This window comes from Chryseobacterium luteum (assembly GCF_000737785.1).
In the GTDB taxonomy this organism is placed as follows: Bacteria; Bacteroidota; Bacteroidia; order Flavobacteriales; family Weeksellaceae; genus Chryseobacterium; species Chryseobacterium luteum.
The window spans coordinates 1-23778 of record NZ_JPRO01000015.1; the positions used below are offsets into that span (position 1 = coordinate 1).

Annotated in this window: 26 protein-coding genes; 20 read left to right on the plus strand and 6 right to left on the minus strand. The window is 38.6% G+C overall.

The window, feature by feature from the left end; translation table 11 throughout:
* The 11 genes from IX38_RS15490 to IX38_RS15540 form a co-directional block, all read left to right on the plus strand.
* Positions 1 to 1107, plus strand: a 1107-nt coding sequence (locus tag IX38_RS15490; RefSeq protein ID WP_034706507.1) for an LTA synthase family protein, incomplete at its 5' end; no start/stop codon positions are given.
* A 274-nt stretch (positions 1108 to 1381) separates the two neighbouring features.
* Positions 1382 to 1801, plus strand: coding sequence for a DUF2147 domain-containing protein (locus IX38_RS15495; protein WP_034706510.1), 420 nt, complete (start codon positions 1382 to 1384; stop codon positions 1799 to 1801).
* 109 nt (positions 1802 to 1910) lie between these two features.
* On the plus strand, positions 1911 to 2408 hold the full coding sequence (locus IX38_RS15500) for an RNA polymerase sigma factor (protein WP_034706512.1): 498 nt from the start codon (positions 1911 to 1913) through the stop codon (positions 2406 to 2408).
* Between the two features lies 1 nt (position 2409).
* Entirely contained in the window at positions 2410 to 3012 is a 603-nt protein-coding gene (locus IX38_RS15505) for a hypothetical protein (RefSeq protein WP_034706514.1), read from the plus strand.
* Positions 3013 to 3112: 100 nt separating this feature from the next.
* Positions 3113 to 4093, plus strand: a complete 981-nt coding sequence (locus IX38_RS15510) for a pyruvate dehydrogenase complex E1 component subunit beta (RefSeq protein ID WP_034706515.1) — start codon at positions 3113 to 3115, stop codon at positions 4091 to 4093.
* 116 nt (positions 4094 to 4209) lie between these two features.
* Positions 4210 to 6204 (plus strand): KUP/HAK/KT family potassium transporter, encoded by a 1995-nt coding sequence (locus IX38_RS15515; protein WP_034706516.1) that lies wholly within the window; start codon positions 4210 to 4212, stop codon positions 6202 to 6204.
* 68 nt (positions 6205 to 6272) lie between these two features.
* Entirely contained in the window at positions 6273 to 6746 is a 474-nt protein-coding gene (locus IX38_RS15520; protein WP_034706517.1) for a Fur family transcriptional regulator, read from the plus strand.
* Positions 6747 to 6749: 3 nt separating this feature from the next.
* Positions 6750 to 8480, plus strand: coding sequence for an OstA-like protein (locus tag IX38_RS15525; protein WP_034706519.1), 1731 nt, complete (start codon positions 6750 to 6752; stop codon positions 8478 to 8480).
* Positions 8481 to 8751: 271 nt separating this feature from the next.
* Entirely contained in the window at positions 8752 to 9927 is a 1176-nt protein-coding gene (locus IX38_RS15530; protein WP_034706672.1) for an aspartate aminotransferase family protein, read from the plus strand.
* A 189-nt stretch (positions 9928 to 10116) separates the two neighbouring features.
* Entirely contained in the window at positions 10117 to 10503 is a 387-nt protein-coding gene (locus IX38_RS15535; RefSeq protein WP_034706520.1) for an START-like domain-containing protein, read from the plus strand.
* 77 nt (positions 10504 to 10580) lie between these two features.
* Positions 10581 to 11390, plus strand: a complete 810-nt coding sequence (locus IX38_RS15540; RefSeq protein ID WP_051884806.1) for an aminotransferase class IV — start codon at positions 10581 to 10583, stop codon at positions 11388 to 11390.
* An 82-nt stretch (positions 11391 to 11472) separates the two neighbouring features.
* Here IX38_RS15540 and IX38_RS15545 read toward each other — a convergent pair whose 3' ends face one another.
* Both IX38_RS15545 and IX38_RS15550 read right to left on the minus strand, forming a co-directional pair.
* Positions 11473 to 12054, minus strand: coding sequence for an N-acetylmuramoyl-L-alanine amidase family protein (locus tag IX38_RS15545; protein WP_034706522.1), 582 nt, complete (start codon positions 12052 to 12054; stop codon positions 11473 to 11475).
* Between the two features lie 107 nt (positions 12055 to 12161).
* A complete protein-coding gene (locus tag IX38_RS15550; RefSeq protein ID WP_034706524.1) occupies positions 12162 to 12710 on the minus strand; it encodes a YqgE/AlgH family protein in 549 nt (182 codons plus the stop codon).
* Positions 12711 to 12734: 24 nt separating this feature from the next.
* Here IX38_RS15550 and pdxH point away from each other — a divergent pair, with 24 nt between their 5' ends.
* Positions 12735 to 13376, plus strand: a complete 642-nt coding sequence (gene pdxH, locus IX38_RS15555) for a pyridoxamine 5'-phosphate oxidase (RefSeq protein WP_034706525.1) — start codon at positions 12735 to 12737, stop codon at positions 13374 to 13376.
* Positions 13377 to 13710: 334 nt separating this feature from the next.
* Here pdxH and IX38_RS15560 read toward each other — a convergent pair whose 3' ends face one another.
* Positions 13711 to 14001 (minus strand): HU family DNA-binding protein, encoded by a 291-nt coding sequence (locus IX38_RS15560; RefSeq protein WP_034706527.1) that lies wholly within the window; start codon positions 13999 to 14001, stop codon positions 13711 to 13713.
* 398 nt (positions 14002 to 14399) lie between these two features.
* Here IX38_RS15560 and panD point away from each other — a divergent pair, with 398 nt between their 5' ends.
* The 8 genes from panD to IX38_RS15600 all read left to right on the plus strand — a co-directional run bounded on the left by panD (position 14400) and on the right by IX38_RS15600 (position 21944).
* A complete protein-coding gene (gene panD / locus IX38_RS15565; RefSeq protein ID WP_034706528.1) occupies positions 14400 to 14750 on the plus strand; it encodes an aspartate 1-decarboxylase in 351 nt (116 codons plus the stop codon).
* A 4-nt stretch (positions 14751 to 14754) separates the two neighbouring features.
* A complete protein-coding gene (locus IX38_RS15570) occupies positions 14755 to 15786 on the plus strand; it encodes a lysylphosphatidylglycerol synthase transmembrane domain-containing protein (RefSeq protein WP_034706529.1) in 1032 nt (343 codons plus the stop codon).
* Positions 15787 to 16100: 314 nt separating this feature from the next.
* Complete coding sequence (locus IX38_RS15575; protein WP_034706531.1) at positions 16101 to 16676, plus strand: TerD family protein; 576 nt, start codon at positions 16101 to 16103, stop codon at positions 16674 to 16676.
* A 29-nt stretch (positions 16677 to 16705) separates the two neighbouring features.
* A complete protein-coding gene (locus IX38_RS15580) occupies positions 16706 to 17377 on the plus strand; it encodes a TerD family protein (RefSeq protein ID WP_034706533.1) in 672 nt (223 codons plus the stop codon).
* 82 nt (positions 17378 to 17459) lie between these two features.
* Positions 17460 to 18098 carry a vWA domain-containing protein gene (locus IX38_RS15585; protein ID WP_034706535.1) on the plus strand — a complete coding sequence of 213 codons (639 nt, stop codon included), beginning with the start codon at positions 17460 to 17462 and terminating at the stop codon, positions 18096 to 18098.
* Between the two features lie 23 nt (positions 18099 to 18121).
* Entirely contained in the window at positions 18122 to 19165 is a 1044-nt protein-coding gene (locus IX38_RS15590; protein ID WP_034706536.1) for a TerY-C metal binding domain-containing protein, read from the plus strand.
* Positions 19166 to 19203: 38 nt separating this feature from the next.
* On the plus strand, positions 19204 to 20427 hold the full coding sequence (locus tag IX38_RS15595; RefSeq protein WP_051884808.1) for a PP2C family serine/threonine-protein phosphatase: 1224 nt from the start codon (positions 19204 to 19206) through the stop codon (positions 20425 to 20427).
* Positions 20428 to 20432: 5 nt separating this feature from the next.
* Entirely contained in the window at positions 20433 to 21944 is a 1512-nt protein-coding gene (locus IX38_RS15600; RefSeq protein WP_034706538.1) for a helix-hairpin-helix domain-containing protein, read from the plus strand.
* Here the strand turns inward: IX38_RS15600 and IX38_RS15605 are convergent.
* Genes IX38_RS15605 through IX38_RS15615 form a run of 3 tightly spaced genes read right to left on the minus strand, consistent with a single transcriptional unit; the run spans position 21925 to position 23775 of the window.
* Positions 21925 to 22404, minus strand: coding sequence for a GNAT family N-acetyltransferase (locus tag IX38_RS15605; RefSeq protein ID WP_051884810.1), 480 nt, complete (start codon positions 22402 to 22404; stop codon positions 21925 to 21927). The two genes, IX38_RS15600 and IX38_RS15605, sit on opposite strands and share 20 nt — an antisense overlap.
* A gap of 51 nt (positions 22405 to 22455) precedes the next feature.
* Complete coding sequence (locus IX38_RS15610; protein ID WP_034706540.1) at positions 22456 to 23238, minus strand: hypothetical protein; 783 nt, start codon at positions 23236 to 23238, stop codon at positions 22456 to 22458.
* A gap of 15 nt (positions 23239 to 23253) precedes the next feature.
* A complete protein-coding gene (locus IX38_RS15615; RefSeq protein ID WP_034706541.1) occupies positions 23254 to 23775 on the minus strand; it encodes a 3'-5' exoribonuclease domain-containing protein in 522 nt (173 codons plus the stop codon).
* Between the last annotated feature and the right edge of the window lie 3 nt (positions 23776 to 23778).

The following is a 23778-nucleotide window of genomic DNA, read 5'->3' on the forward strand; positions in this document are numbered from 1 at the left end:
GTCATTTTTATCGTAGAATCCTTCGGCAGAGAATATTCAGGTGCTTTCAATAAAGATAAAAATATAAAAGGCTATGTTTCCTATACACCGTTTATAGACAGTCTCGCCGGTCAGAGTTTGATCTTCCCTAATATGTTTGCCAACGGCAGACAGTCCATTCATGGGATGAGCAGTGTTTTGGCAGGAATTCCAAGCCTTACCGATGCTTTTACCAGCTCGCCGTATTCCAATCAGAAAATTCAGTCTATTGTTTCAGTGTGCAATGATCTGGGCTATGATACCTCTTTTTATCACGGAGCTCCGAACGGATCGATGGGTTTCCTCGGATTTGGGAATATATTGGGCTTTAAACATTATTTCGGGAAAAATGAATACAACCACGATGAAGATTTCGACGGAATGTGGGCCATCTGGGACGAACCGTTTCTCCAGTATTTTGCGAAGAATGTAGGGAAAAAACAGCCTTTTATGGCTACGGTATTTACCGCCTCGTCACACCATCCGTTTAAAATTCCTGAAAAATACAAAGGAAAGTTCAAAAAAGGAACCATAGAAATGCATGAACCGATCCAATATACGGATTATGCCATCAAAAAATATTTTGAAACCGCTAAAAAGGAGCCCTGGTTCAATAATACCATTTTCGTATTCACAGGAGACCATACCAACGAGATCGCTTATGGAGAATATGAAAAAGCAATGAACCGCTTTGCCGTTCCCTTGATATTGTATTCCCCGAATCCGGCATACAATCTTAAAGGTGTAAACCCCGAAACCGCACAGCAAATAGATATTTACCCTACGCTGGCAGACCTTATCGGGTACAATAAACAGATCAGAAGCTGGGGAAGAAGCCTGGTGAGCGATAAAAAATATCCTTCTATTGTAGTGAATTCAGATGGAAGCTCAGAACAGTTCATCATTGGAAACCACATGTACCGTTTTGACGGTAAAGAAATTACAGGAGTATATGAAAAGAATGACCTTGGCTTTACAAACAACTTAATAGGAAAACCGAAGACCCCCGAAATAGAAAAAGAAATGCAGACTGCAAAGGCCTGGTATCAGGATTATATGGACAGGGTAATTAACAGGAAACTTAAATAAGTTTGAGGGTCAGAGAGTTTTAGCGTTGTAGAGTCGAGTTGCTGGTTATTCGTTCAAACCCCGAATCTCGATCCGAAACTTTATTATTTGCGGAAATTTAAGAGTCTGATGTCTTAAATCTAGATTCTTGACTCTTGTCTCATCAACCTTTTTACCCTTTGGCCTATGATATGCTCTGTATAGTAAAAGTTTTTGTCTGTTTAAAATTAAATTTATACTTTTAGCAATAGATAGATAACAAAAAACGTATATCGGAATTAAAACTATAAGAAATATGAAAAAATTATTATTAACATTCGTGCTTTCTCTGTTTGGCGTATTATCATTTGCACAGATTGAAGGCAAATGGAAGACTATAGATGACGAAACAAAACAGGCCAAATCCATTGTTGAGATCTATAAAAAAACAGACGGGAAATATTATGGAAAAGTTTCCCAGCTGCTTATAAAGCCCGCCAATCCAAACTGTACATCATGTAAAGATGACAGAAAAGGCAAGCCGATCTTAGGACTGGAAATCATCAGAGGACTTCAAAAAGAAGGAGATGAATTTACCGGAGGAACCATTACCGATCCTAAAACAGGTAAAACTTACAAATGTACCATTACAAAAAGCGGTGACAAACTGAATGTAAGAGGATATATGGGAGTTTCCGTGTTTGGAAGAACACAAATCTGGGAGAAAGCAAACTAACCAGGTTTAAATAGAATTTTAAGACGGCATTTCAGCAATGAGATGCCGTTTTTTTTATTTTTTTTTGAATAATTCTGTAACGAAAATAAAAACTTCCCACTCATAAGGGATGAACTCAGAACTGGAGAAAACTTTTGTTGATTTTTTTAAGCCCAACCAGAGGCTTATCCACAAAATATGCAAAATATACACAGACAATGCCGAAGACCATGAAGATCTCTTTCAGGAAATTACCGTCCAGCTCTGGAGGTCCTTCCCCGGTTTCAAAGGAGAAGCTAAATTTTCCACCTGGATGTATAAAGTGGCACTTAATACGGCGATGACCCTTTTCAGAAAACCACGGAAAAAAGGACTGCAGCATGCTGATATAGACGTTTCCTCCCTGAAAATGGAATATGAAGTATACGAAGATGACGAATATAAGTTGAAAAAAATGTACCAGGCTATCCACGGGCTGTCCGATGTAGAAAAAGCTTTGATCATGATGTACCTAGAAGACAGGCCCTACAGAGAGATTGGTGAAATTCTCGGGATCACGGAAGGAAATGCACGCGTAAAAATGAACAGGGCAAAGAATAATTTGAAAACCAAAATAAACACAAAATAATATGGAAGAACTGGAACTTTTAAAAAAAGACTGGAATAAAAATGAAGAAGACTTTAAAGATTATTCCGAAACTGAAATTTATTCAATGATCAGGCAGAAATCCATTTCTGTAGCAAAAACTTTATTTCTGGTTGGCTTAATAGAAATTATACTCTGGTCGGTATATGGATATATTAACGGTGAATTTCCATATCTCAGATTCATCCTGTTTTCCGGATGTATTATCTTGGCAGTTTTGCTGTTCCGGAGACTGAAAACCGGGCAGGATTCCCTGTCATTGATGAAAAATATCCTCAATATAAGAAAGCTGGTCCTCGGCTACGCAGCCATTTCTTTTTTTCTCATCATCCTGGATAACCTGATCCATTTTGATCTTTATACAAGAGATTTTATGGCAGGAACAAAAGACGGCTGGAATGAAGGATACAATACAACAGTGCATACCGATCCTGGCAGCATGGTTCCGGGATGGGGAAATTATGCTGTATTCCTGTTTTTTATGCTGTTGGCATTTTTTATTTATAAAAGGACTTATGGTAAAATCCTGTCTGATCTCAGAAAAAACTATAGAGACCTCAGCCGGACAGAGGAAAAATCTTTTTGATTAAAATGAATATTAAGGCATCACATTCAATGAGATGCCTTTTTTGTTATGTTAATAATAAAAAAACACTATTTTTGTAGTCTAAATTTTTCAAATAAATATGGCAGAATATACTTTTCGTGAGGTAATTGCACAAGCAATGAGCGAGGAAATGCGTAAAGACGAATCCATCTTTTTAATGGGGGAGGAAGTTGCAGAATACAATGGTGCGTATAAAGCTTCAAAAGGAATGTTGGATGAATTTGGTCCTAAAAGAGTAATCGATACACCCATTGCTGAGCTTGGTTTTACAGGGATTGCTGTAGGGGCTGCGATGAATGGTAACAGACCAATTGTAGAGTATATGACGTTCAATTTCTCTTTGGTAGGTATTGATCAGATTATTAACAATGCAGCTAAGATCCGTCAGATGAGTGGTGGCCAGTGGAACTGTCCTATCGTTTTCAGAGGTCCTACAGCTTCGGCAGGACAATTGGGAGCTACACACTCCCAGGCTTTTGAAAGCTGGTTTGCCAACGTTCCCGGGCTTAAAGTAGTGGTTCCTTCCAACCCTTACGATGCGAAAGGATTATTGAAAACAGCTATCCAGGATAATGATCCGGTTATTTTCATGGAATCCGAGCAGATGTATGGCGACAAAATGGAAATTCCTGAAGAAGAATATTACCTGCCGATAGGCAAAGCAGATATCAAGAGAGAAGGTACAGATGTTACTTTGGTTTCTTTCGGTAAGATCATGAAGTTGGCCATCCAGGCTGCTGAAGATATGGCTAAAGAAGGAATCTCTGTAGAAGTGATCGATCTTAGAACCGTTCGTCCTCTTGACTTTGATACCGTTTTAGCTTCCGTTAAAAAAACAAACAGATTGGTAATCCTGGAAGAAGCCTGGCCATTCGGTTCAGTATCTTCCGAAATTACTTACATGGTACAGCAGAAAGCATTTGATTACCTGGATGCCCCTATCAAGAGAATTACTACTCCTGATGCCCCTGCACCCTATTCAGCTGCATTATTTGCAGAATGGTTCCCTAAGCTTGAAAAAGTAAAAGAAGAAATCAAAAAAGCGATGTACGTAAAATAACGATTATAGAGAAAAACTTCCGAAAGGAAGTTTTTTCATTTATTATATTCATGAAGAATAATTCATGACCTCATAAAATTAGTATAAATTTGCGCGTTTAAAAAAAATAAGCTGACATGGCAGACGTTACAGAAGAAGGTTATCATTTTGACATAAAAAAACTTTCTTTTATTGGAGTTTTAGTCTCTCTCGGAATTGTATTCGGAGATATTGGGACATCACCGCTTTACGTAATGAAAGCGATTGTAAATGCAAGAGACGGTGGCAGCAATATGCCTTTCAACGAATACATAGAAGGAGCTCTCTCCTGTATTATTTGGACCCTGACTCTTCAGACTACGATAAAATACGTAATCATTGCTTTAAGGGCAGATAACAAAGGAGAAGGAGGGATTTTAGCCTTATTCTCGTTAGTTAAAAACCTTAAAAAAGGATGGCTCTATCTTATTGCTATTATAGGCGCAGCAGCACTTGTTGCAGATGGGGTAATCACGCCATCGCTTACCGTGATGTCGGCTATTGAAGGTCTTGAGATCTATAATCCGCATACCCCTGTGGTTCCTATTACGATCGGAATTCTGATTGTCATTTTTGTGGTGCAGCAGTTTGGAACCAGCTTTATCGGACGATTTTTCGGACCGGTAATGGTAGTATGGTTCCTGGTGTTAGGCGGTTTAGGAGTCATGCATTTGAGCGAAAATTTCGAAATTCTGAGATCTTTCAATCCTTATTATGCTTATAAGCTTATTGCAAATTCTCCAAGCGCAATTGTTATTCTTGGTGCTGTTTTCCTTTGTACAACCGGGGCAGAAGCTCTTTACTCGGATTTAGGACACTGTGGTGCCAAAAACATAAGAGTAAGCTGGGGATTTGTTAAGATTATGCTTATTTTAAACTATCTTGGACAGGGAGCCTGGTTATTAACCAATCATGGGAAACCTGGGTTTTCTGTAGTCAACCCATTCTTTGGAATCATGGAAGAGTGGATGATTGTACCGGGAGTAATTTTAGCAACTGCGGCGGCAATTATTGCAAGTCAGGCTTTGATTACAGGCTCTTTTACCATATTCTCAGAAGCAATGTCTCTTAATTTATGGCCTAATCAAAAAATTGATTACCCTTCCGGAGTTAAAGGACAAATGTATATTCCAAGAATCAACTGGGGACTTCTTATTCTGTGCATTATTGTAGTGCTTCATTTTAGGGAATCTGGCAAAATGGAAGCCGCATACGGCCTTTCTATTACAGTAACGATGCTTATGACAACAGTTCTGCTGGTTTTCTGGTTGTTGAAACACAGAGTGAGCAAAGTATTAATTGTACTTTTCGCGTTAGTTTATATGGTTATTGAACTAGGATTTTTCAGTGCAAATGTCATCAAGTTCATGGAAGGTGGATGGATTACAGTTGTCCTGGCTGGCTCTATCGGAATTTCAATGTATGCATGGTATAATGGAAGGCTGATAAAAACAACATTTATTCAGTTTGTAAAAATAGAAAAATATGTAGCTATCATAAAAGATATGAAGCTGGATGAAAGCATTCCAAAATATGCGACCAATCTTGCCTATCTGAGCAGAGCTAAAAGAAATGATGAGGTAGAATCAAAAATTATTTATTCCATCATCAAGAAACAGCCCAAAAGAGCCGATCATTATTTTATATTAAGTATTGTTAATCAGGAAGATCCTTATACCTTTAAATATACGGTGGATGAAATTCTGCCGGGTACAGTCTACAAAGTCAATTTCCTTTTAGGATTTAAAGTAGACCGCAGGATCAATGACTATTTTAATATGGTGCTGAAAGATCTTATGGCAGACGGAACCATTCCTTCAAGAAGCAGTCATCCGTCTCTCAGAGTTCATAACATTCCGCCCGATCTGAAATATGTCATTATAGATAATACATATATTAACGATATACTTTTGACTGTTAAACAGAAGATTACACTTAATATCTACAACTTCGTTAAATACATTGGAAGTGACGATTTCAAAGCATGGGGAGTATCCTCACACAACGTAGAAGTGGAGTCTGCACCGATTACGGAACTTACGGTTTACGACAATAAAATTGAGCAGTCCGGTTTCTTCCGTCATAATTCCTAAAACTAACGGCTTCCGGATCATAAGGGTTATTTAAATAAAAATCAATAAATTTGTAGATAATTTTTTTGATGGATACAGTACAAAAAGAAAAAAATATTGCTTTGATTAAGGATGTTTTAAGAAACTACCTCTTGGAAAAGGGTTTCAGAAACACTCCCGAACGGTATACGATATTAGAAGAGATTTATAGTATGGATCACCACTTCAATGTGGACGATCTGTATCTTCTCATGATGCAGAAGAAATATCATGTTTCAAAAGCAACGATTTACAACACTATTGAAATTTTCCTTGATGCAGGATTGATCCGGAAGCATCAGTTTGGAGAAAAAACATTGACCTCTTCATCCTATGAAAAGTCTTATTTTGACAAGCAGCATGACCACCTGGTGATCTACAAAAAAGGCTCCGATAAAGAAATTGAAGAGATTATCGAATTCTGTGATCCGAGAATCCAGGGAATTAAAGAAGCAATTGAAGAAGCATTTGGCGTAAATATTGATTCGCATTCGCTGTATTTCTATGGTACTAAGAATGATTAATTAATGAGAATAATCCTTTTTCTGCTGATTTTTATTTCTGCGTTCAGTTCCGCACAGGACAATAAAACCACGCAGATGGATCCTTATATTCAAAATAAAGGGAAACCTGTGGCAGTAAAACCTGAAGATAAGGTGAAGATCATCCATTCCGATGAATTTAAAAAAGACACCAAATACGAAGGAAACCAGTACATGACAGGCCACGTTCAGATAGAACACCAGGGGTCTGTCCTCTATGCCGATGAGGTTATTATCTACAACGATCAGAGTCTTGTAAAAGCCATTGGCAACGCAAAGCTTCAAAATGCTGACGGCTCCGTCATTACGGCCCACGAAATGGAGTACAATGGAGTTACCCAGAAAGGAGTAGCCAAAAAAGATGTTGTTCTTACAGATCCGAAGCAGACCATCAAAACCGATATAATGTATTACGACAGGCTTGCCAATCAGGCCTACTTCAATACTGGAGGAACGATTTCTGATGCGCAGAATGTAATGTATACTAAATCTGCAACCTATTTTCTCGATACCAAAATGATTGATTTTGTTGGGAATGTAAAAATAGACAGTCCTGATTACATCATTGAAGGTCCCAACATCAAGCAGAACCAAAATACAAAAGTTGCTGAGTTTTTCGGACCTACAACAATTACTAACCGCGCCAATCCTAAAAACCGTATTTACACCGAAAGAGGAACGTATAGAATGGAGACGAAGGAAGCTTTTCTTACCAAAAACTCCAGAATTTTTTATAATGACAAGATCCTTACCGGGGACGATATGTATTTCAACAATATTACAGGATTCGGTAAAGCAACCGGAAATGTTACGCTCGATGATCCTATAGAAAGAAGATACATGAAAGGAGGTTACGGAGAAATTTTTCAGAAGAAAGATTCTGCCATGATGACCAAAAATCCTTATGCAGTTAAGATCATGGAAAAAGATTCCGTTTATTTTGCAGCAGAAAAAATACTTTCCTACCAGAGACCTGATCCGGCAGATATAACCTTAAAGAAAAGTTTTTTAAGAGCCTATAAAAAAGCACGTATCTTTAAGTCAAATGCTCAGGGAAGAGCTGATTCCATTGCCTTTAATGAGACAGACGGGATCATGCATATGTATACCAATCCCATCCTTTGGAGTGGTGAAAAACAGGTTACCGGCGACAAAGTTGAAGCGTATTTTAATACCAAAACTGAAAATATAGATTCACTTAAAGTAATTGGAAATGCCTTTGCAATCAGTAAAGTGGATTCATTAACTCTGAAAGATGAATTTAATCAGGTAAAAGGAAAATTCATGACCGTTTACTATGAGAAAAATGATATTAAAGAAGCCAGAGTAGTCGGGAATGCACAGTCAATTGTATATGTAGACGATGTGGATCAGGAGACCAAGCAGCCCCAGAGAATAGGGATTACACTTTCTACCTGCGGGATTATAGGAGCTTTGTTTGAAGAAAAAGCCTTACAGATTGTATCATGCAGTATAGGAGCCAATTCAGATACCTATCCCATGAGTAAAATAGAACCGGAAAAAAGGAAATTCTCAGATTTCAACTGGAATACCAAAGACCGGATCAGGAAGTGGCAGGACATACTTGTAGACAGCCCTAATTACGAAGAAATAAAATATTCTTCCGATAATGATCTGTTTAATAAGGCTCAGGAAGCTATAGATAAAGAAAAAGCCAAAGAAGAAGCCAAGAAACCTAAAAGAGTACGGAAATAAAAATCAATATTCTTCAACGAAATAATAAAACACCATTTTTTAATAAGAAATGGTGTTTTTATTTGAAAAACAGTGAAAATGAGGCAAAACAAGAGGTTATTATCTATAAGTGCTTTTGCTTAGACTTAAAAATCAGCCGGATGCTTTATAAAATCCGTGTTTATCATTGTATTTCTGTTTAATTTCTATTCCAAATTCAGGTTAAGGACTGATAATTTCTGCATGTGCCGAATCTTTTTTAGCTTTGCTGAAAATTTTCGAGACAATGGAAATGCATAAAGACTTTTTTATATACCAGGCACAGACCACACAATTTGCATCAGGTTTTGAAGTGGAGAAAGCAGAAGGAAGCTATATCTACGGGACAGACGGAAAGAAATATCTGGACTTCGTGGCAGGCGTTTCAGCCAATACTTTAGGACATTCGCATCCTAAGGTTGTGGAAGCCATCAAACAGCAGGCAGACAAATATCTGCACGTAATGGTGTACGGTGAATATGCACAGGAAAAACCGGTAGCATTATGTAAACTCCTGGCAGAAGCCACTCCCGATCCTCTGGAAATCACTTATCTGGTAAATAGCGGGGCGGAAGCTATCGACGGAAGCCTTAAACTGGCAAAACGTTATACAGGAAGAGAAGAAATTGTTTCCTTTAAAAACTCATACCACGGGAACACACATGGTGCATTGAGCGTATCCGGAAACGAAACCCATAAAAGAGAATTCCGTCCCTTACTGCCGATGGTGACTTTTATTGAATTCAATAATGAAAAAGATTTTGATAAAATTACGGAGAAAACAGCCTGCGTGATCCTGGAGACAATTCAGGGAGCGGCTGGATTTTTAGTGCCCGACGACAATTACCTCATCAGGCTTAAAAGAAGATGCGAAGAAGTGGGAGCGCTTCTTATCCTTGACGAGATCCAGCCGGGATTCGGAAGAACCGGAAAATTATTCTCTTTTGAGCATTTCGGTATCGTTCCTGATATTCTTGTGATGGGTAAAGGAATGGGAGGCGGAGTGCCCGTAGGTGCTTTTATGAGCTCTAAAAAAATCATGGAAACACTGTCGCATTCACCCAAATTAGGACATATTACAACGTTCGGAGGAAATCCTCTGATTGCAGCAGCCAGTCATGCCACTCTGAAAGAAGTCCTCGAAAGCGGTCTCATGGATGAAATTGCTGAAAAAGAAAAACTGTTCAGAGAACTTCTAGTACATCCGAAGATCAGAAATATCAACGGAAAAGGCCTGATGCTCGCCGTTAATCTGGAGACACCCGAATATACCCTCGCCGTAGCCGCGAAATGCATGGAAAAAGGGCTTATTGTATTCTGGCAGCTCTACAGAAACGAATACATGAGGATCTCACCGCCACTTACGATTTCCATGGACGAAATCAGGCAGGGATGTCAAATTATTCTGGATATTTTAAATGAAAAATAGCTGATAAAATCTCTCCGTTACGGAGAGATTTTTTTATGCTTTACATTGCAGTTTCCGGCCGGAAAATTATATTCAATATATATTTAAAACCCGTGATAAATATCATGAAGATTCTTTAAAAAAGTAATTGCTTTTTTGTGTAATAAAAAAATTAATTTATATATTGCGGGACGATTAAAACAAAGATATATGGCGAAACATAAAGTCCATTACGAATTTCCAATGCATTGTTTGTCAGAGATTTTATACGAATATCTGGCAACAGCTGAGGGGTTATCTGAATGGTTTGCGGATGAGGTAACAGAAAAAGGCGATGATTTCTTTTTTAGTTGGGGTGGAGGACCTGCTGAAAAGGCCACTTTGATTAGATACAAGCCCGAAGGTTTCGTGCGTTTCAGATGGGAAGAAGATGAGGGGACTAAAAATTTCTTTGAAATGACTATCACTGTAGACGATATTACAGAAGACCTGGCCCTGAATATTACAGATTTCTGTGAAGAAGGGGATGAAGAGGAAAATGCATTGTATTGGGAGAATCTTATAGAAAACCTTAGAATAAAATTAGGTGCGGCATAAGCCGGATACTATTAAATGGTAAAACTGATGAACGATTTATCGTTCATTATTTTTTTATAAATAAATCACATCAAAAATTGGAAAATCAATATTTTACATCAGACGGTTTAAATATAAAGAACAGGGCGTTCCTTTTGGGCGACGCAGTGAAGGTTTCTTTCTTTGTGAGAAACGGAGGATTAATCATGGATGAAGAATGCTATTTCTTTTTAATGGCCTCCATGAGGAAAATGAGAATGAATATTCCCCTTACCTATACCCTGGAGTTTTTTCAGACCCTTTTTCATAAAGATGTTATCGACGGTAAAGGAATAAAAAACGGGATTATCAATTTCCAGGTTTTCAGAAATAATGATGCTGTGACGGTTTCAAAATCTTCAGTATCTTATTTTTATGAAGTGACGGAATCGGATGATGTACTAGCCGTTCATCAGAGACCGCTGGAAATGGATCTGACTAAGGAAATCAATGTAAACAATAATTTGTTAAGCAATATCAGGGTTCATTGCCCGGAAAATATCTACGGTGGCATTTATGCAGAAGAAAATGACCTGGATGATGTAATCCTGCTTAATCCGAACAAGAGGATCGCCCGTACAACTTCCGGAAACCTGTTGTTTTTAGAAGGAAATGTAATTAAAGTTCCCAGGCAGTCCGAAGGTGCATACATCTCTCCTTTAATGGAAAATTTTGTTACTTTTTTGCATAAAAATAACCTTGCAGATATTCAGGAGCATGAGATTATAGCTTTTGAATCGCAAAAAGCCGAAGAGATTCTGATGATCTCTGACGAGAAGGGCATATTTTCTGTAGGTAAAATAAGAAATAAGACATTTGAAAGCTCCCGATTTATCGAAATGGTGGAAAGCTGGAAGAATAGTTTTTAAAATTGACAAACCCGGTAAACAACAAAGTACCCAAGTCCTTTACCGGGTTTTATTCTGAATGTATCAGAAATTGTTTCTTTATTTAATATTCACGGATAATCTCTGTGAATTTTTGAGCGATTTGTTTCTGTCCCTTTTCACTGGTAACATATTCCCTGTCTTTAGTGTTATTGATAAAGCCAAGTTCTACCAATACCGCAGGAGATTTGGTTTCTCTCAGCATATGGAGATTGCGTTCCTCGATTTTAGCGACATTGAATTTTTTAGAAATTTTTTCAGCCAGTTTTTTTGAATGGTCAGTATTCTGAATAAACACCTCAGTTCCCTGTTTTGGCGTTTCCTTCTGCGGATTGCTATTCATATGAAGTGAAATAACAATTTCCGGATTCAGCTTGTTGATCATAGCTGTTCTTTCCTGAAGAGAAGGATAGCTGTCAGCATCTCTGGTTAAAATCACCTCATACTGATCCTGGCTTTCGTTCAGTTTCTGAATCTCTTTAGCTATATTAATGGTAATCTCTTTCTCCGAAAACTTTTCAAAGACCGATCCCATATCATCTCCACCATGTCCGGCATCAATAACGATATACTTTTTGTTGATAGGTGTAAATGATAAAAATGAAGCAGAGAAGGCAGATATAGCAAGTAATTTGATTCCTTTCATTTCATGAATTTTTGGTTTTTCAAATAACGGGAATTCTTTCTTTAAAATTGGTTAACATAATCTTAAAATTTGTTAATGTTTTCAAAGTGTATCAAAAAGGAATTCAGCTAGTTAAGAGAAATGTCCTCAGGTGCGTTGGCCCAAAGCAGATATTCTCCGCCCAGGTTCTGCATGATAGACTTCCAAAGGGTTTGGTCATTAGGAAGCGTGTAGTCCAGATTATAAACATCTACTACGGTCCACATTTTTCTTTGTACCTCATCGTCCAGCTGCTCGGCAGACCATCCGGAATATCCCGAGAAAATTTTCACATCAGTAATGCTCAGTTCCTTATTAAGAACAGCGCTGATGATACTTTCAATATCTTCCGTAATATAAAAATCTTTATTGATCTCAGAATAGATCTCCGTTACCTTATTTTCTTTAACGATGAAGAAAACCTTGTCATTCTCCACAGGCCCGCCGTCATACACCTCTATTTTGAAATCAAAAAACTCTTTGAACTTACTACTCATCTGGCTGTTTTTTTTGTTCAATATCAAACCAAATGCACCGCTTTCATTATGCTCAACGATCAGCACCACCGACCTCGAAAAAATATCGCCGGAAATGTCAGGTGTGGAAATTAATATTTTACCTTTGTATGAGTAATTCATACTCAAATTTAATAAAAAATATTTATGGAAAACCTGCACGACAAAAGAAAAGTGTATGAGAAATCCCAACTTATTGAAAGTGAGATAAAACAAAATCCCATAGAACAGTTCAGAGACTGGTTTATGGCTGCCAATGAAAGCCCGTCGGTCTCCGAAGCTAATGCCATGGCTGTTTCTACAGTAGAGGAAGACGGATGCCCGAGAACCAGGATGGTCCTTCTTAAAGAGTATACCTACGAAGGATTTATCTTCTATACCAATTATAATAGCAGGAAAGGGAAGGCCATAGAACACAACCATAAGGCCTGTCTTAGTTTTTTCTGGCCCGGCCTGGAAAGGCAGATTATTATTAAAGCAGATCTTGAAAAAATTGCCGAAAACCTCAGTGACGGATATTTCCATTCAAGGCCCAAAGGAAGCCAGCTGGGAGCTGCCGTTTCACCCCAAAGCCAGAAGATCCCGAACAGGGAATTTCTTGAGGAAAAATTGAAAGAGCTGGAAAAAGAATACCAAAACAGCGAAGTACCTAGACCTGTCAGCTGGGGCGGATATATAGCAAAACCTTATGAAATTGAATTTTGGCAGGGAAGGCCCAACCGTCTTCATGATAGAATTATTTATCAGCTGGAAGATCTGGACTGGAAAATTTCACGACTGGCACCTTAGATATTTAAAGGTTAAAAGCCGGAAATAAAAGGTTAGAAATGGATGCTGGAAGTTGTGATGGATATATCACAACTGCTAGCCTTTTTATTCAAACAGTATTCTATCTCTTTATTTTTGAAAAGATATCATGTAAAATTCAATAGGAGCGGGCTTTTAGCCTGCTCTTAATTTATAAGCATTAGCCAAAACTTAAAAGAGATATTTATAATGTTTATATGATCCCTGGGGTGGCTGAGGTTCTCGAAACCACCGGAACCACAAATAAGTATTCATTATTTGCAATAAAAAAAGCCGCTTCCCGGGAAACAGCCTTTGATTTTTTTAATCTGAATGATTATTTTTTCTTAGCACCAGAAACTGCAGTTGATAAATCAGCTCCTGCTTTGAACTTAGCAACTTTTTTAGCAGCAATTTTGATTGGCTTTTTAGTTGCAGGATTGATCCCTTGTCTGGCAGCTCTCTCAGCTACTGAGAAAGTACCGAATCCTACTAAAGAAACCTTTCCGTCTTTTTTCTTTAAAGTAGTTGTTACATTACCAATGAATGATTCTAAAGCAGCTTTAGCTGCAACCTTAGTGATTCCTGCATCTTTTGCGATTGCGTCGATTAATTCAGACTTGTTCATAATTTTTAATATTAAGTTAGTTCGTAATTATAGCAAATATAATACTATTTTCTAATTGTGCAATTATTTTATTAAAACTTATAAAATTTTTTTGCTTTTTGATGAAAACAGTTAAAATATGATAATTTGACTTTTCACGTAAAATCTACGTTACCGCTCACTAAAATCATGCCAAATGCTTATGAGTATTGACTTTAGCAAAAAATTAATATTATTTCCTGTATTTATTAAATCCTGAATTACGTATAAACTATTAATGCTTTTACCGATATGTTTGCATATTTTGTAAATAATGGCTTGAAAACTTGTATAGTATAAAATTAAATGACTGAGTTTGTGGGAGTTTTAAAATGAATTCAAAAGCCCGATTTATTAATTTTTATTAATAAATTTGCAGAATGTTAATAGAAGTTTTCAAGTCTAAGATCCATAGGGTACGGGTTACGGCCTCAGACCTTAATTATATTGGGAGTATAACGATCGACGAAGATCTTATAGAAGCTGCCGGTCTGGTAGTGGGAGAAAGGGTCTATATCGTCAATGTGAACAATGGAGAGCGTTTTGATACCTATGTTATCAAAGGAAAAAGAAAATCGGGTGAAGTATGCCTGAACGGGCCTGCCGCAAGAAAAGTACAGAGAGATGATATCATTATCATCATTGCTTACGCGCAAATGACTCCGGAAGAAGCAAAAGTCTTTCAGCCGAAAATCGTTTTCCCGGATGAAAAAACAAATCTTCTGACCTGATCCCATGGAGAAAAAATCAAAGAATCCTTTAAAATCAATACTAACAATAGTAATCTCGCTTGCTTTTGCAGGCTTTTTTTTATGGCTTGCTTTAAAAGGTCTTGATTTTAAGGTGATTAAAGCCTCTTTGGCAAAAGCTAATTACCTCTGGGTACTGTTTGCGTCTGTTTTTGGAATTCTGGCTTACTGGTTCAGGGCCATACGCTGGAATCTGATGCTGGAACCGATGGGACATACAATTTCTAATTCAAATTCGCTGTGGTCGATATCTTTCGGATATCTTATGAATCTTACCATTCCGAGAAGTGGTGAAGTGGCAAGAGCTACTGCCTTATACGGAGTAGAGAAAGTTCCGGTAGATAAATCTTTCGGGACGATCATTCTGGAAAGAGTGGTGGATCTTATCTGCATGCTTGGGTTTCTGGGACTGACGTTGCTTTTCAAATATGAAGCTATTCTGTCTTTCTATGAAAATTCAGGTGTTAACATTAATCCCAATAAAATATTACTTATTGTTTCAATTCTCGCTGCAGGGACAGTTGCATTCTTTGTATTTAAGAAGAAATTGGCCAATGTTCCGTTTTTAGGAAAGATCGTGAATTTTATTGATGGAATTTTCGAGGGATTGGCATCCATATTTAAATTAAAAGAAAAAGGGAAATTTATTCTTTATACTATAGGGATATGGGTTTGTTATTATTTTGCAGCTTACTTAGTATGTTTTGCACTTCCTGAAACTTCTAATTTCACTATTGCTGACGGCTTTTTTATTATTGTTGTCGGTACCCTGGGAATGATCGTTCCTGCCAGTGGTGGAATCGGTGCTTTCAATCTGGCCATGAAGTTCGGATTTATGGCGCTCTTTATTTCAATGGGTAAAAGTGCTGAACTGGGCGGTGAGATGGGACTGACATATTCATTTATATCGCTTCCGTTACAGATTACAATTATGCTGGTAATGGGGCTTATTTCCATTCCCATGCTGGCAAAAGCAAGAGAAAAGGCCGTCTCCGGTAAGGAGTTTGAAGCCAGTTAATTCAACAATATCTTTTCAATTCATACTAGTCCGATTTTTTTATCGGACTTTTTTAATGTTGTTACTGAAAGAACTTGCCACTTAAAACATAAACCTTATAGGTTTTTAAAACCTATAAGGTTTCCTTTTTTATCATCAGAGAAAATTCAAACAACAGATAAAGACAGAATGTCTGTTTTTTCAACAATATCCTTATGTTAAAACCCTATTAAAATTAAACATACCGAATGTCATTTATTTTTTTATCAATAAATTTGGTCAATTCGCAAATCAAATTTATCTTAAACAAAAAATAATTAATAATCTAAAATACTATGGCAATTAATTTACAGAAAGGACAGAAGATCGATATAGGACTGACAAAAATGACGATAGGGCTCGGCTGGGACCCGAATGAAGGAACAGGTTTTGATTTCGATCTGGATGCTTCTGCCATCATGATTGATTCCGAAAGAAAATTATTAAATGAAGAATGTTTTGTTTTCTATAATAACCTTCAGTCTCCCGATGGGGCACTTACTCATACAGGAGACGATCCGAGCGGTAAAAACAGTGACGGGGACGATGATGAGGCAATTATTGTAGATCTTGAAAAAGTAGATCCCAGAGCTGAAGAAATTCTTTTCGTGGTAACCATTGAAGATTTTGAGAGAAGAAAACAGAATTTCGGTCAGGTAAGAAATTCATACATCAGAATTGTGGATAACAGCACCAACCAGGAAATCGCAAAATATGAACTGGACGAAGATTTCTCTATAGAAACCGGAGTAGAGTTCGGAAGACTGTACAAAAGAAACGGGAGCTGGAAGTTTGAAGCCTCAGGAATAGGCTACAGAGCAGATTTGGCTTTCTTCCTTGAGAAATATTATAAAGGGCAGATCATTAAATAATTATACTTCAAATACACAAAACGATAACTATGGCAATTAATTTACAGAAAGGTCAGACGATTGATTTAAGAAAAAATGACCGTGGAGAAAGTGTTTATGACCTTTCAAAAGTAACGATCGGTTTAGGATGGGATGTAAGAAAACAAGGCGGTTTCTTTGGGAAACTCTTCAGTAAAGAAGCAGAATACGATCTTGATGCCGTTGCATTTCTTTTAGACGGAAACGGTAAAGTAGCCAATCTGGGAAAAACGGTACAGACCAATGAAGGAAGACAGATCGCGCTTTATCAGGGTGATGTGGTTTTCTTTAATTCTATGCAGCATCCAAGCGGAAATATATGGCTGACCGGAGACAACAGAACCGGCGCAGGAGACGGAGATGATGAGCAGATCATCGTTAAACTGGACCAGCTGGACGAAAGCTATCAGAAAATATTATTCCTGGTGACCATTTATCAGGGAAAACAGAATAACCAGCATTTCGGGATGATCGAAAATGCTTTTATCAGAGCGGTAGATGCCAAAGGTAAAGAGATTACCAAATACAGCCTTTCAGGGGATGCGAGTATGAACGGAAAATGTGCGATGGTATTTGCCGAAGCCTACCGTCACAATGGCGACTGGAAGTTCCGTGCCATTGGAGAACCTCACCAGACGGATAACTTTATTGAAATTCTGAAGGAGTACGCATACAGCAATTAAACCCGAATATTTATCAAACTCAAAAGCCGGCAGCGGAAGTTGAAAACTTCCCTGCCGGCTTCAGAATTAATATTGTCTTACCATGAGCAGGAGATTATTAGCATACTTTTTACTGGATACTTCCGGATCTATGAACGGAGAGCCTATCCAGGCACTGAATAACGGATTTAACGGGCTGATAAGCATGCTCCGTGCAGATCCCCAGGCAATGGACAGCCTTCATCTGAGCGTGATCACTTTTGACCGTGAAGTGAAAAATATCATTCCGCTGACCGACCTGGCCAGTTTTTACCCGATGGAGATCACCTGTCCTGACAGCGGGCCTACCCATACCGGTGCGGCACTGGAGATGGTTTCGGAGTTGGTGAAGAAAGAGCTGGTGAAAGGTTCTTCAGATGAAAAAGAAGACTGGAGGCCATTGCTGTTTATATTTACCGACGGAAGGCCATCCGATATCCAGAAATACAGACAGATGATTCCTGTGATCAGAGGCCTGGAATTTGGAGCTATTGTTGGCTGTGCAGCAGGTCCGAAAGCAGATGAGCAATTTCTGAAGGAGCTTACCGATCATGTGGTAAAACTGGATACAACCGACGCTATAACGCTTTCCTCATTTTTCAAATGGGTGAGTTCATCCATCACGATGGGCGGAAAGTCACAGGGGACAGGAGAAAGCACACCGCTGCCTCCACCGCCTTCCGAGCTTAATATTATTATCTAAACCATTTGTCTTTACTATAAATTATGAGAAGACTGCCCATTTATTTTTTAGTCGATGTTTCCGAATCTATGGTTGGAGAGCCTATTGAACAGGTACAGGAAGGTATCGCCAATATCATCAGAGAATTAAAGAAAGACCCGTATTCACTGGAAACGGTTTATATTTCCATTATAGGTTTCGCGGGAGAGGCCGAAGTGATCACGCCGCTCCAGGATATCATCAGTTTTTATCCGCCAAAGATCCCGATTGGAAGCGGTACATCGCTGTCCCAGGGTCTTATCAAAGTAATGGACTGCATAGATAAAGACATTATAAAAACAACTTATGAAAGAAAAGGCGACTGGAAACCTATCGTTTTTCTTTTTACGGACGGCGTTCCTACCGATGATGCTACAAAAGCTATCGAAAGATGGAATAATAAATACCACGGAAAATCCAACACCATAGCTGTTTCTATCGGAGAAAACACCAACTATAAACTGCTTGGGACGTTATCGGATAACGTTTTACTGTTCAATAATTCTGATGAGAATTCTTATAAAGAATTTTTCAAATGGGTGACGGATTCCATTAAAACAACCAGCCAGAGTGTTACCGAGGCCAATAAAGAAGGAATCAACCTTTCCAAGATCGATTCCATTATTCTGGAAAAAGTAGATCCTGAAATGGAACAGAAATTCCCCGACAATAATTTTGTGGTTCTGAACGGGAAATGTTCGGAAACGGAGAAACTGTATTTAATGAAGTTCAAAAAAACATTCGCCGAATCAGGGATACCGGGAATGTCTACAAGATATTACAGACTGGATGGAGCCTATAAAATTGATGAAAAAGCCTATTTCAGGCTGTCATCTTCCCGGAAAAATAATCTTAAAATTTCGATAGAAGAGCTTCAGGGAGGCACTTCGTGCCCTCACTGTGCGAATCCTGTTGCATTGGCTACCTGTTCGTGTGGCGGAATTCACTGCCTGAAAGGAGAAGGGTATAACAAATGTCCGTGGTGCGGCACTTCAGATTATTACGGATTTTCAAGCGAAGGATTTGATATTAACCGGACACTGGGATAACAGAATGAAGTCCTGTTTCTGAGACCAAACACAAAACCATGGAAAAAGCTGTTATTTACAGGGAAAAAGAAGAATTTAAAGAAGTCCATCTGGTCCTTAAAAATGCCAGTTCAAAACAATTTTATGAATTCAGTTTTGAGATGGATGATTTTCCGAATATAAGGATCAAAAATATCGTTAATCTGCAGGAAACCGGGCTTGTATTCGAAAATAACAAAATATCCGGAATTCCTTACACAAGTAACGTTCATGACCTGGATATTGAATTCTATCACATTCATGACCAAAGCAATACGGAGATCAAAAAAGTGCACCTGTTTGTTAATGCGGATCCCAAAGATCTCTGGAAAAATATTCCATCCGATCCCGGTGATGTTTACTATAAACCGGACGAAATAGCTTATAAAGGAAAGTTTTCAGATAAAAAAATTGCCGTTGTATCGAAAAGAGGACGTTCCCATGCCCATGAAGGAAAATTCAGGGATGATGATTTTGCAGTGAACGAACTTCCCGGAGACTGGAACATTGTTTCTGTGGCAGATGGCGCGGGTTCTGCAATCATGGCAAGAGAAGGATCAAGGCTGGCGTCTGTTTCAGTGAACCGATTTTTCAACTCTGAAGAAATTTTAAAAGGAATCGAAAAGAATATTGAAACGGTTTACAATACTTCTGAATTATCAAAGCAATCTGAAGCCAGGGAGAATATCATAAGACTTTTGTATGAAGGAGTGCTGCATGTATATCATACTTTGGATCAAGCAGCAACAGAGAATTCGTTTTCTATAAAGGATTTCCACACGACGCTGATCTTTGCGCTAACAAAAAAGTTTGATTTTGGGTATGTTATCCTCACTTTTGGAGTGGGAGACTGCCCGATTAACCTGATCAGCCCGGAATTTTCTGAAGTAAAGCTTCTGAACCGGATGGATGTGGGTGAATTTGGCGGCGGTACCCGGTTTATCACAATGAAAGATATCTTTGGCGATGATATGGCTTCAAGATTCGGAATAACCTGCGTGAACGATTTTTCCTATCTGGTACTGATGACGGACGGTATTTACGATCCAAAATTCATGACAGAAAGTAAGCTTGAAGATACAGATAGCTGGACAACTTTTTTTAACGATCTGAAAGGAAATAATGATGACCGCGCGAAGGTAGACTTTATCAACGATACACATATTGATCAACAGCTTCTGGCATGGACTGATTTCTGGAGCCGGGGAAATCATGACGACAGAACACTGGCCATAATCTATTAAAAAACATGAAAAAAACCGTTAAAGTTGTTTCCATCCTGGATGCTGCAAAATCTTATGAATACATAGATGAAAGCCCGATTCGCGGCGGAGTGAAGGATGTTTATTTTTCGCCGGAAAGGGAATATGTGGTGGCTTTTTACCGCAATCCTCTGGATGCGGGGCAGAAAGAGCGGATTATGAGAATAGTTTCCACTTATCTGGGGAATATCCGGAACGGCAATTCAGCGGATTATTTTCTGAACGAAATCTTCAGATGGCCGTATGATATTGTAGAAAAAGACAAGCTGACGGGAATTGTGGTTCCCATTTACCATAATAAATTCTTCTTTGCGAAAGGATATATAGGATCAGATAATATCCAGGGGCAGGATAAAGTCGGGAAATGGTTCACTGCTCCCATGTTCAGGAATAAGCAGTATCCACTGAGGCTGGATCATTCGGAACTGGGAGACTGGCTGAGCTACTTCCAGATCACCATCAATATCAGCCGGGGAGTGAAAAAGCTTCACCAGATGGGGTTGGCGCACTCAGATCTTTCTTATAATAATATTCTGATAGATCCGGTAACGAAGTCTGCCTGCATTATTGATATAGACGGATTGGTTGTTCCAAAACTGTTCCCACCCGAAGTAATCGGAACCGCAGATTTTATTGCTCCCGAAGTTTTGAAGACCAAACATCTGAGTATGCAGGATCCCGGAAGACATCTGCCCAACCAGAAAACGGATCTGCATGCATTGGCGGTGCTGATCTATATGTACCTGCTCCGAAGGCATCCTTTAAGGGGAGGAAAAATATGGGACCTGGATTCTGAAAAGGATGAGGTGATTTCTATGGGTGAAAAAGCTTTATTCATAGAGCATTCCAGTGATCCGTCCAACCATGTAAAAGCTGATCATCTGAGAAAATGGGATGCTTTCTGGGGCGATCCTCAAAAAATTCCTTACACCGCTGCCGGTCCTTACCTTTCTGAACTGTTTAGAAAAGCATTTATCGACGGACTTCACGACCCGATAAGGCGCCCTACAGCCAATGAGTGGGAATCAGCACTTCTGAAGACCGCCGACCTGATCCAGCCCTGCCATAATCCTGAATGCACTGAAAAATGGTACGTCTTTGACAACAGCAGCAACCCGAAATGCCCTTTCTGCGGTACTCCACACCGCGGAACGCTTCCCGTCCTGGACCTGTATTTTAAATTTGATGATGAGGTCTGGAAGCCGGAAAACCACAGATTGATGGTGTACAACAACCAGTATTTATTCAAGTGGCATGTTTCCAGAAAGGTGATCAGAAATGAAAATCTTACGATGCAGGATAAAATGCCTGTCGGGTATTTCACTTTTCATGATGGAAGATGGGTATTGGTTAATCAGAGTCTGACTTCTATGAAAGATGTTACGGAGCAGAAAGAGATTCCACCCGGATCTATGGTAGAGCTTACGGATGGCAAGAAAATTCTGTTATCAGCCGAAGAAGGCGGGAGACTGATCTTTGTTACTTTAGCGAATCAGTAATTTGAGGATTGAGATCCTCGAAGTCCTCATGAAATTCCATAAAAAAAGAATGCTCGTCTTCATCTGTAATTTTAAAGCCTAAACCTGAATATAGATTTTGAGCCTTATTGGTTTTTAAGACGCTTAATTCTACTGTTTTTCCTTCTTTGGAAGCTTCCTTCAGAATATCTGTTAAAATCATTTTTCCTAGTCCTTTTCCCTGTTGGTCTGGGGCTATCTGCAGTTGCAGAACTTCTGTTTTATCATCACCTCTGTTGATTTTCAGTAATCCGGCCGGTTCATCATTTAAAAGGATGATATGGGCTTTGTCGAACTGATAAAGAATTCTATGAAGTGTTGTTTCTCTGTCTGTCGGAAGATTGGAATCTGCGTAATGCGGATTCATGGTTTTCGTTCTTAGATCAAGAAGATAATCAATGTCGTTTTCTGAAGCTTTTCTGTACGTAATAGTGGTGTTCATAAGTTGAGTGAGATCCAGTTTTTGAGCCAGTTTGTTATTACCTGCCAGGAATTAATAGGAATCTAAGATAACGATTCTTGGATTTTTTTCTGTATCAATTCTCAGTTTCATTTCGATGGACTGTTTAAAAAATGCATACGCATAGTAGATAGTCTGTATGTAAGGATCTTTCTCATCAGATGAACAGTCTTTGATAAAGTCACATTCACGTTCAATTTCTTTAAACAGGATGAGGTTATTTTCATGGTCTGCCGTTATATGCCGGATGATGTCTTCCTCAGTTTTCGTAAACTCATACTCATAACCGTCCATTTTTTTATCCAGGATCATTTTCATCAGCAGGATCATATAATCATTAAATTTTAAAAATTTTTTTGAATCTATATTAATGCCGCCATCACTATTCCCCAATTCATAATTCTCCGGTTCATAAATGGGAAAATAATGGGTGTAGTTTCCATATTGAAACATATAGCTCGTACAAACCGTTGAGGTAGGAAGTTCATACAGCAGGATGAGTCCATAACGGTCATACAATTCCTCAAGATATTTTTCCCTTGTGGCATAATCACTCCCTGTAGATTCCGAATATATTTCTTCAGAGAGAAAAAGAATGATTTCAAACAGTTCATCAGCCGTTATGGTGTTGATATCACTTTTGACCTTTTCCAGCACTTTTTCAAGGGTAATATCATAAGTGCCTATTTCTTTTTTCCTGTCTTCCAGATATTCTTTAAACGTTCTTGTGTGGAAGGTTCTGTTTTGCAGATCCTCATAAAGGTTTGCAGAAGCCTTTTCCTTATCGAACATATAGATTTCGGTATTTCTTCCCATGCAGTTTAATTTGAACTATTTCAAGCCTATTTTCAGTCCCATTTCATTTTTCATATGCAGCAGAACTTCGGCATTTCCTCTTGCATCATCTACAGGATTGTGCGTATGTTCTGTTTTGCGGAGATGCTTCCACTGGGCGAAAGTATCTTTTTCCAGTCCGCAATACAGATCAGACAGCCTTCTTGATGAATAACCGAAAGGATTTTTCCCGGTGAAATGATGAAAATACCAGCAGATGAACATCCAGTCGAAACCGTTGTTGTCACTGATGAAAATGGGCCTTCCTTTAGAATTTTCTTTAATCCATTCTTCAAATTCTGTCATGACTTTCCCGGGATCATCAAAATTCATCGTTTCCTCCCTGCTGAAACCGGAAACGGCCAAAGCATCCGGATTGAACTTTTCTGAGATAGGTTTCAGTTTTCCGTAGAAAGTAGTATCCAGTTCCTCATTCACAAGGACTGCTCCAAAACATACCATTGAAAAATCTCCGGGAATCGGGCCGTCCGATTCAATATCGACCATAAAATAGCTCATTGT

Coding starts and splice junctions, on each gene's coding strand:
- IX38_RS15495 (WP_034706510.1), top strand. CDS start 1,382: ATGAAAAAATTATTATTAACATTCGTGCTTTCTCTGTTTGGCGTATTA.
- IX38_RS15500 (WP_034706512.1), top strand. CDS start 1,911: ATGAACTCAGAACTGGAGAAAACTTTTGTTGATTTTTTTAAGCCCAAC.
- IX38_RS15505 (WP_034706514.1), top strand. CDS start 2,410: ATGGAAGAACTGGAACTTTTAAAAAAAGACTGGAATAAAAATGAAGAA.
- IX38_RS15510 (WP_034706515.1), top strand. CDS start 3,113: ATGGCAGAATATACTTTTCGTGAGGTAATTGCACAAGCAATGAGCGAG.
- IX38_RS15515 (WP_034706516.1), top strand. CDS start 4,210: ATGGCAGACGTTACAGAAGAAGGTTATCATTTTGACATAAAAAAACTT.
- IX38_RS15520 (WP_034706517.1), top strand. CDS start 6,273: ATGGATACAGTACAAAAAGAAAAAAATATTGCTTTGATTAAGGATGTT.
- IX38_RS15525 (WP_034706519.1), top strand. CDS start 6,750: ATGAGAATAATCCTTTTTCTGCTGATTTTTATTTCTGCGTTCAGTTCC.
- IX38_RS15530 (WP_034706672.1), top strand. CDS start 8,752: ATGCATAAAGACTTTTTTATATACCAGGCACAGACCACACAATTTGCA.
- IX38_RS15535 (WP_034706520.1), top strand. CDS start 10,117: ATGGCGAAACATAAAGTCCATTACGAATTTCCAATGCATTGTTTGTCA.
- IX38_RS15545 (WP_034706522.1), bottom strand. CDS start 12,054: ATGAAAGGAATCAAATTACTTGCTATATCTGCCTTCTCTGCTTCATTT.
- IX38_RS15550 (WP_034706524.1), bottom strand. CDS start 12,710: ATGAATTACTCATACAAAGGTAAAATATTAATTTCCACACCTGACATT.
- pdxH (WP_034706525.1), top strand. CDS start 12,735: ATGGAAAACCTGCACGACAAAAGAAAAGTGTATGAGAAATCCCAACTT.
- IX38_RS15560 (WP_034706527.1), bottom strand. CDS start 14,001: ATGAACAAGTCTGAATTAATCGACGCAATCGCAAAAGATGCAGGAATC.
- panD (WP_034706528.1), top strand. CDS start 14,400: ATGTTAATAGAAGTTTTCAAGTCTAAGATCCATAGGGTACGGGTTACG.
- IX38_RS15570 (WP_034706529.1), top strand. CDS start 14,755: ATGGAGAAAAAATCAAAGAATCCTTTAAAATCAATACTAACAATAGTA.
- IX38_RS15575 (WP_034706531.1), top strand. CDS start 16,101: ATGGCAATTAATTTACAGAAAGGACAGAAGATCGATATAGGACTGACA.
- IX38_RS15580 (WP_034706533.1), top strand. CDS start 16,706: ATGGCAATTAATTTACAGAAAGGTCAGACGATTGATTTAAGAAAAAAT.
- IX38_RS15585 (WP_034706535.1), top strand. CDS start 17,460: ATGAGCAGGAGATTATTAGCATACTTTTTACTGGATACTTCCGGATCT.
- IX38_RS15590 (WP_034706536.1), top strand. CDS start 18,122: ATGAGAAGACTGCCCATTTATTTTTTAGTCGATGTTTCCGAATCTATG.
- IX38_RS15595 (WP_051884808.1), top strand. CDS start 19,204: ATGGAAAAAGCTGTTATTTACAGGGAAAAAGAAGAATTTAAAGAAGTC.
- IX38_RS15600 (WP_034706538.1), top strand. CDS start 20,433: ATGAAAAAAACCGTTAAAGTTGTTTCCATCCTGGATGCTGCAAAATCT.
- IX38_RS15605 (WP_051884810.1), bottom strand. CDS start 22,404: ATGAACACCACTATTACGTACAGAAAAGCTTCAGAAAACGACATTGAT.
- IX38_RS15610 (WP_034706540.1), bottom strand. CDS start 23,238: ATGGGAAGAAATACCGAAATCTATATGTTCGATAAGGAAAAGGCTTCT.
- IX38_RS15615 (WP_034706541.1), bottom strand. CDS start 23,775: ATGAGCTATTTTATGGTCGATATTGAATCGGACGGCCCGATTCCCGGA.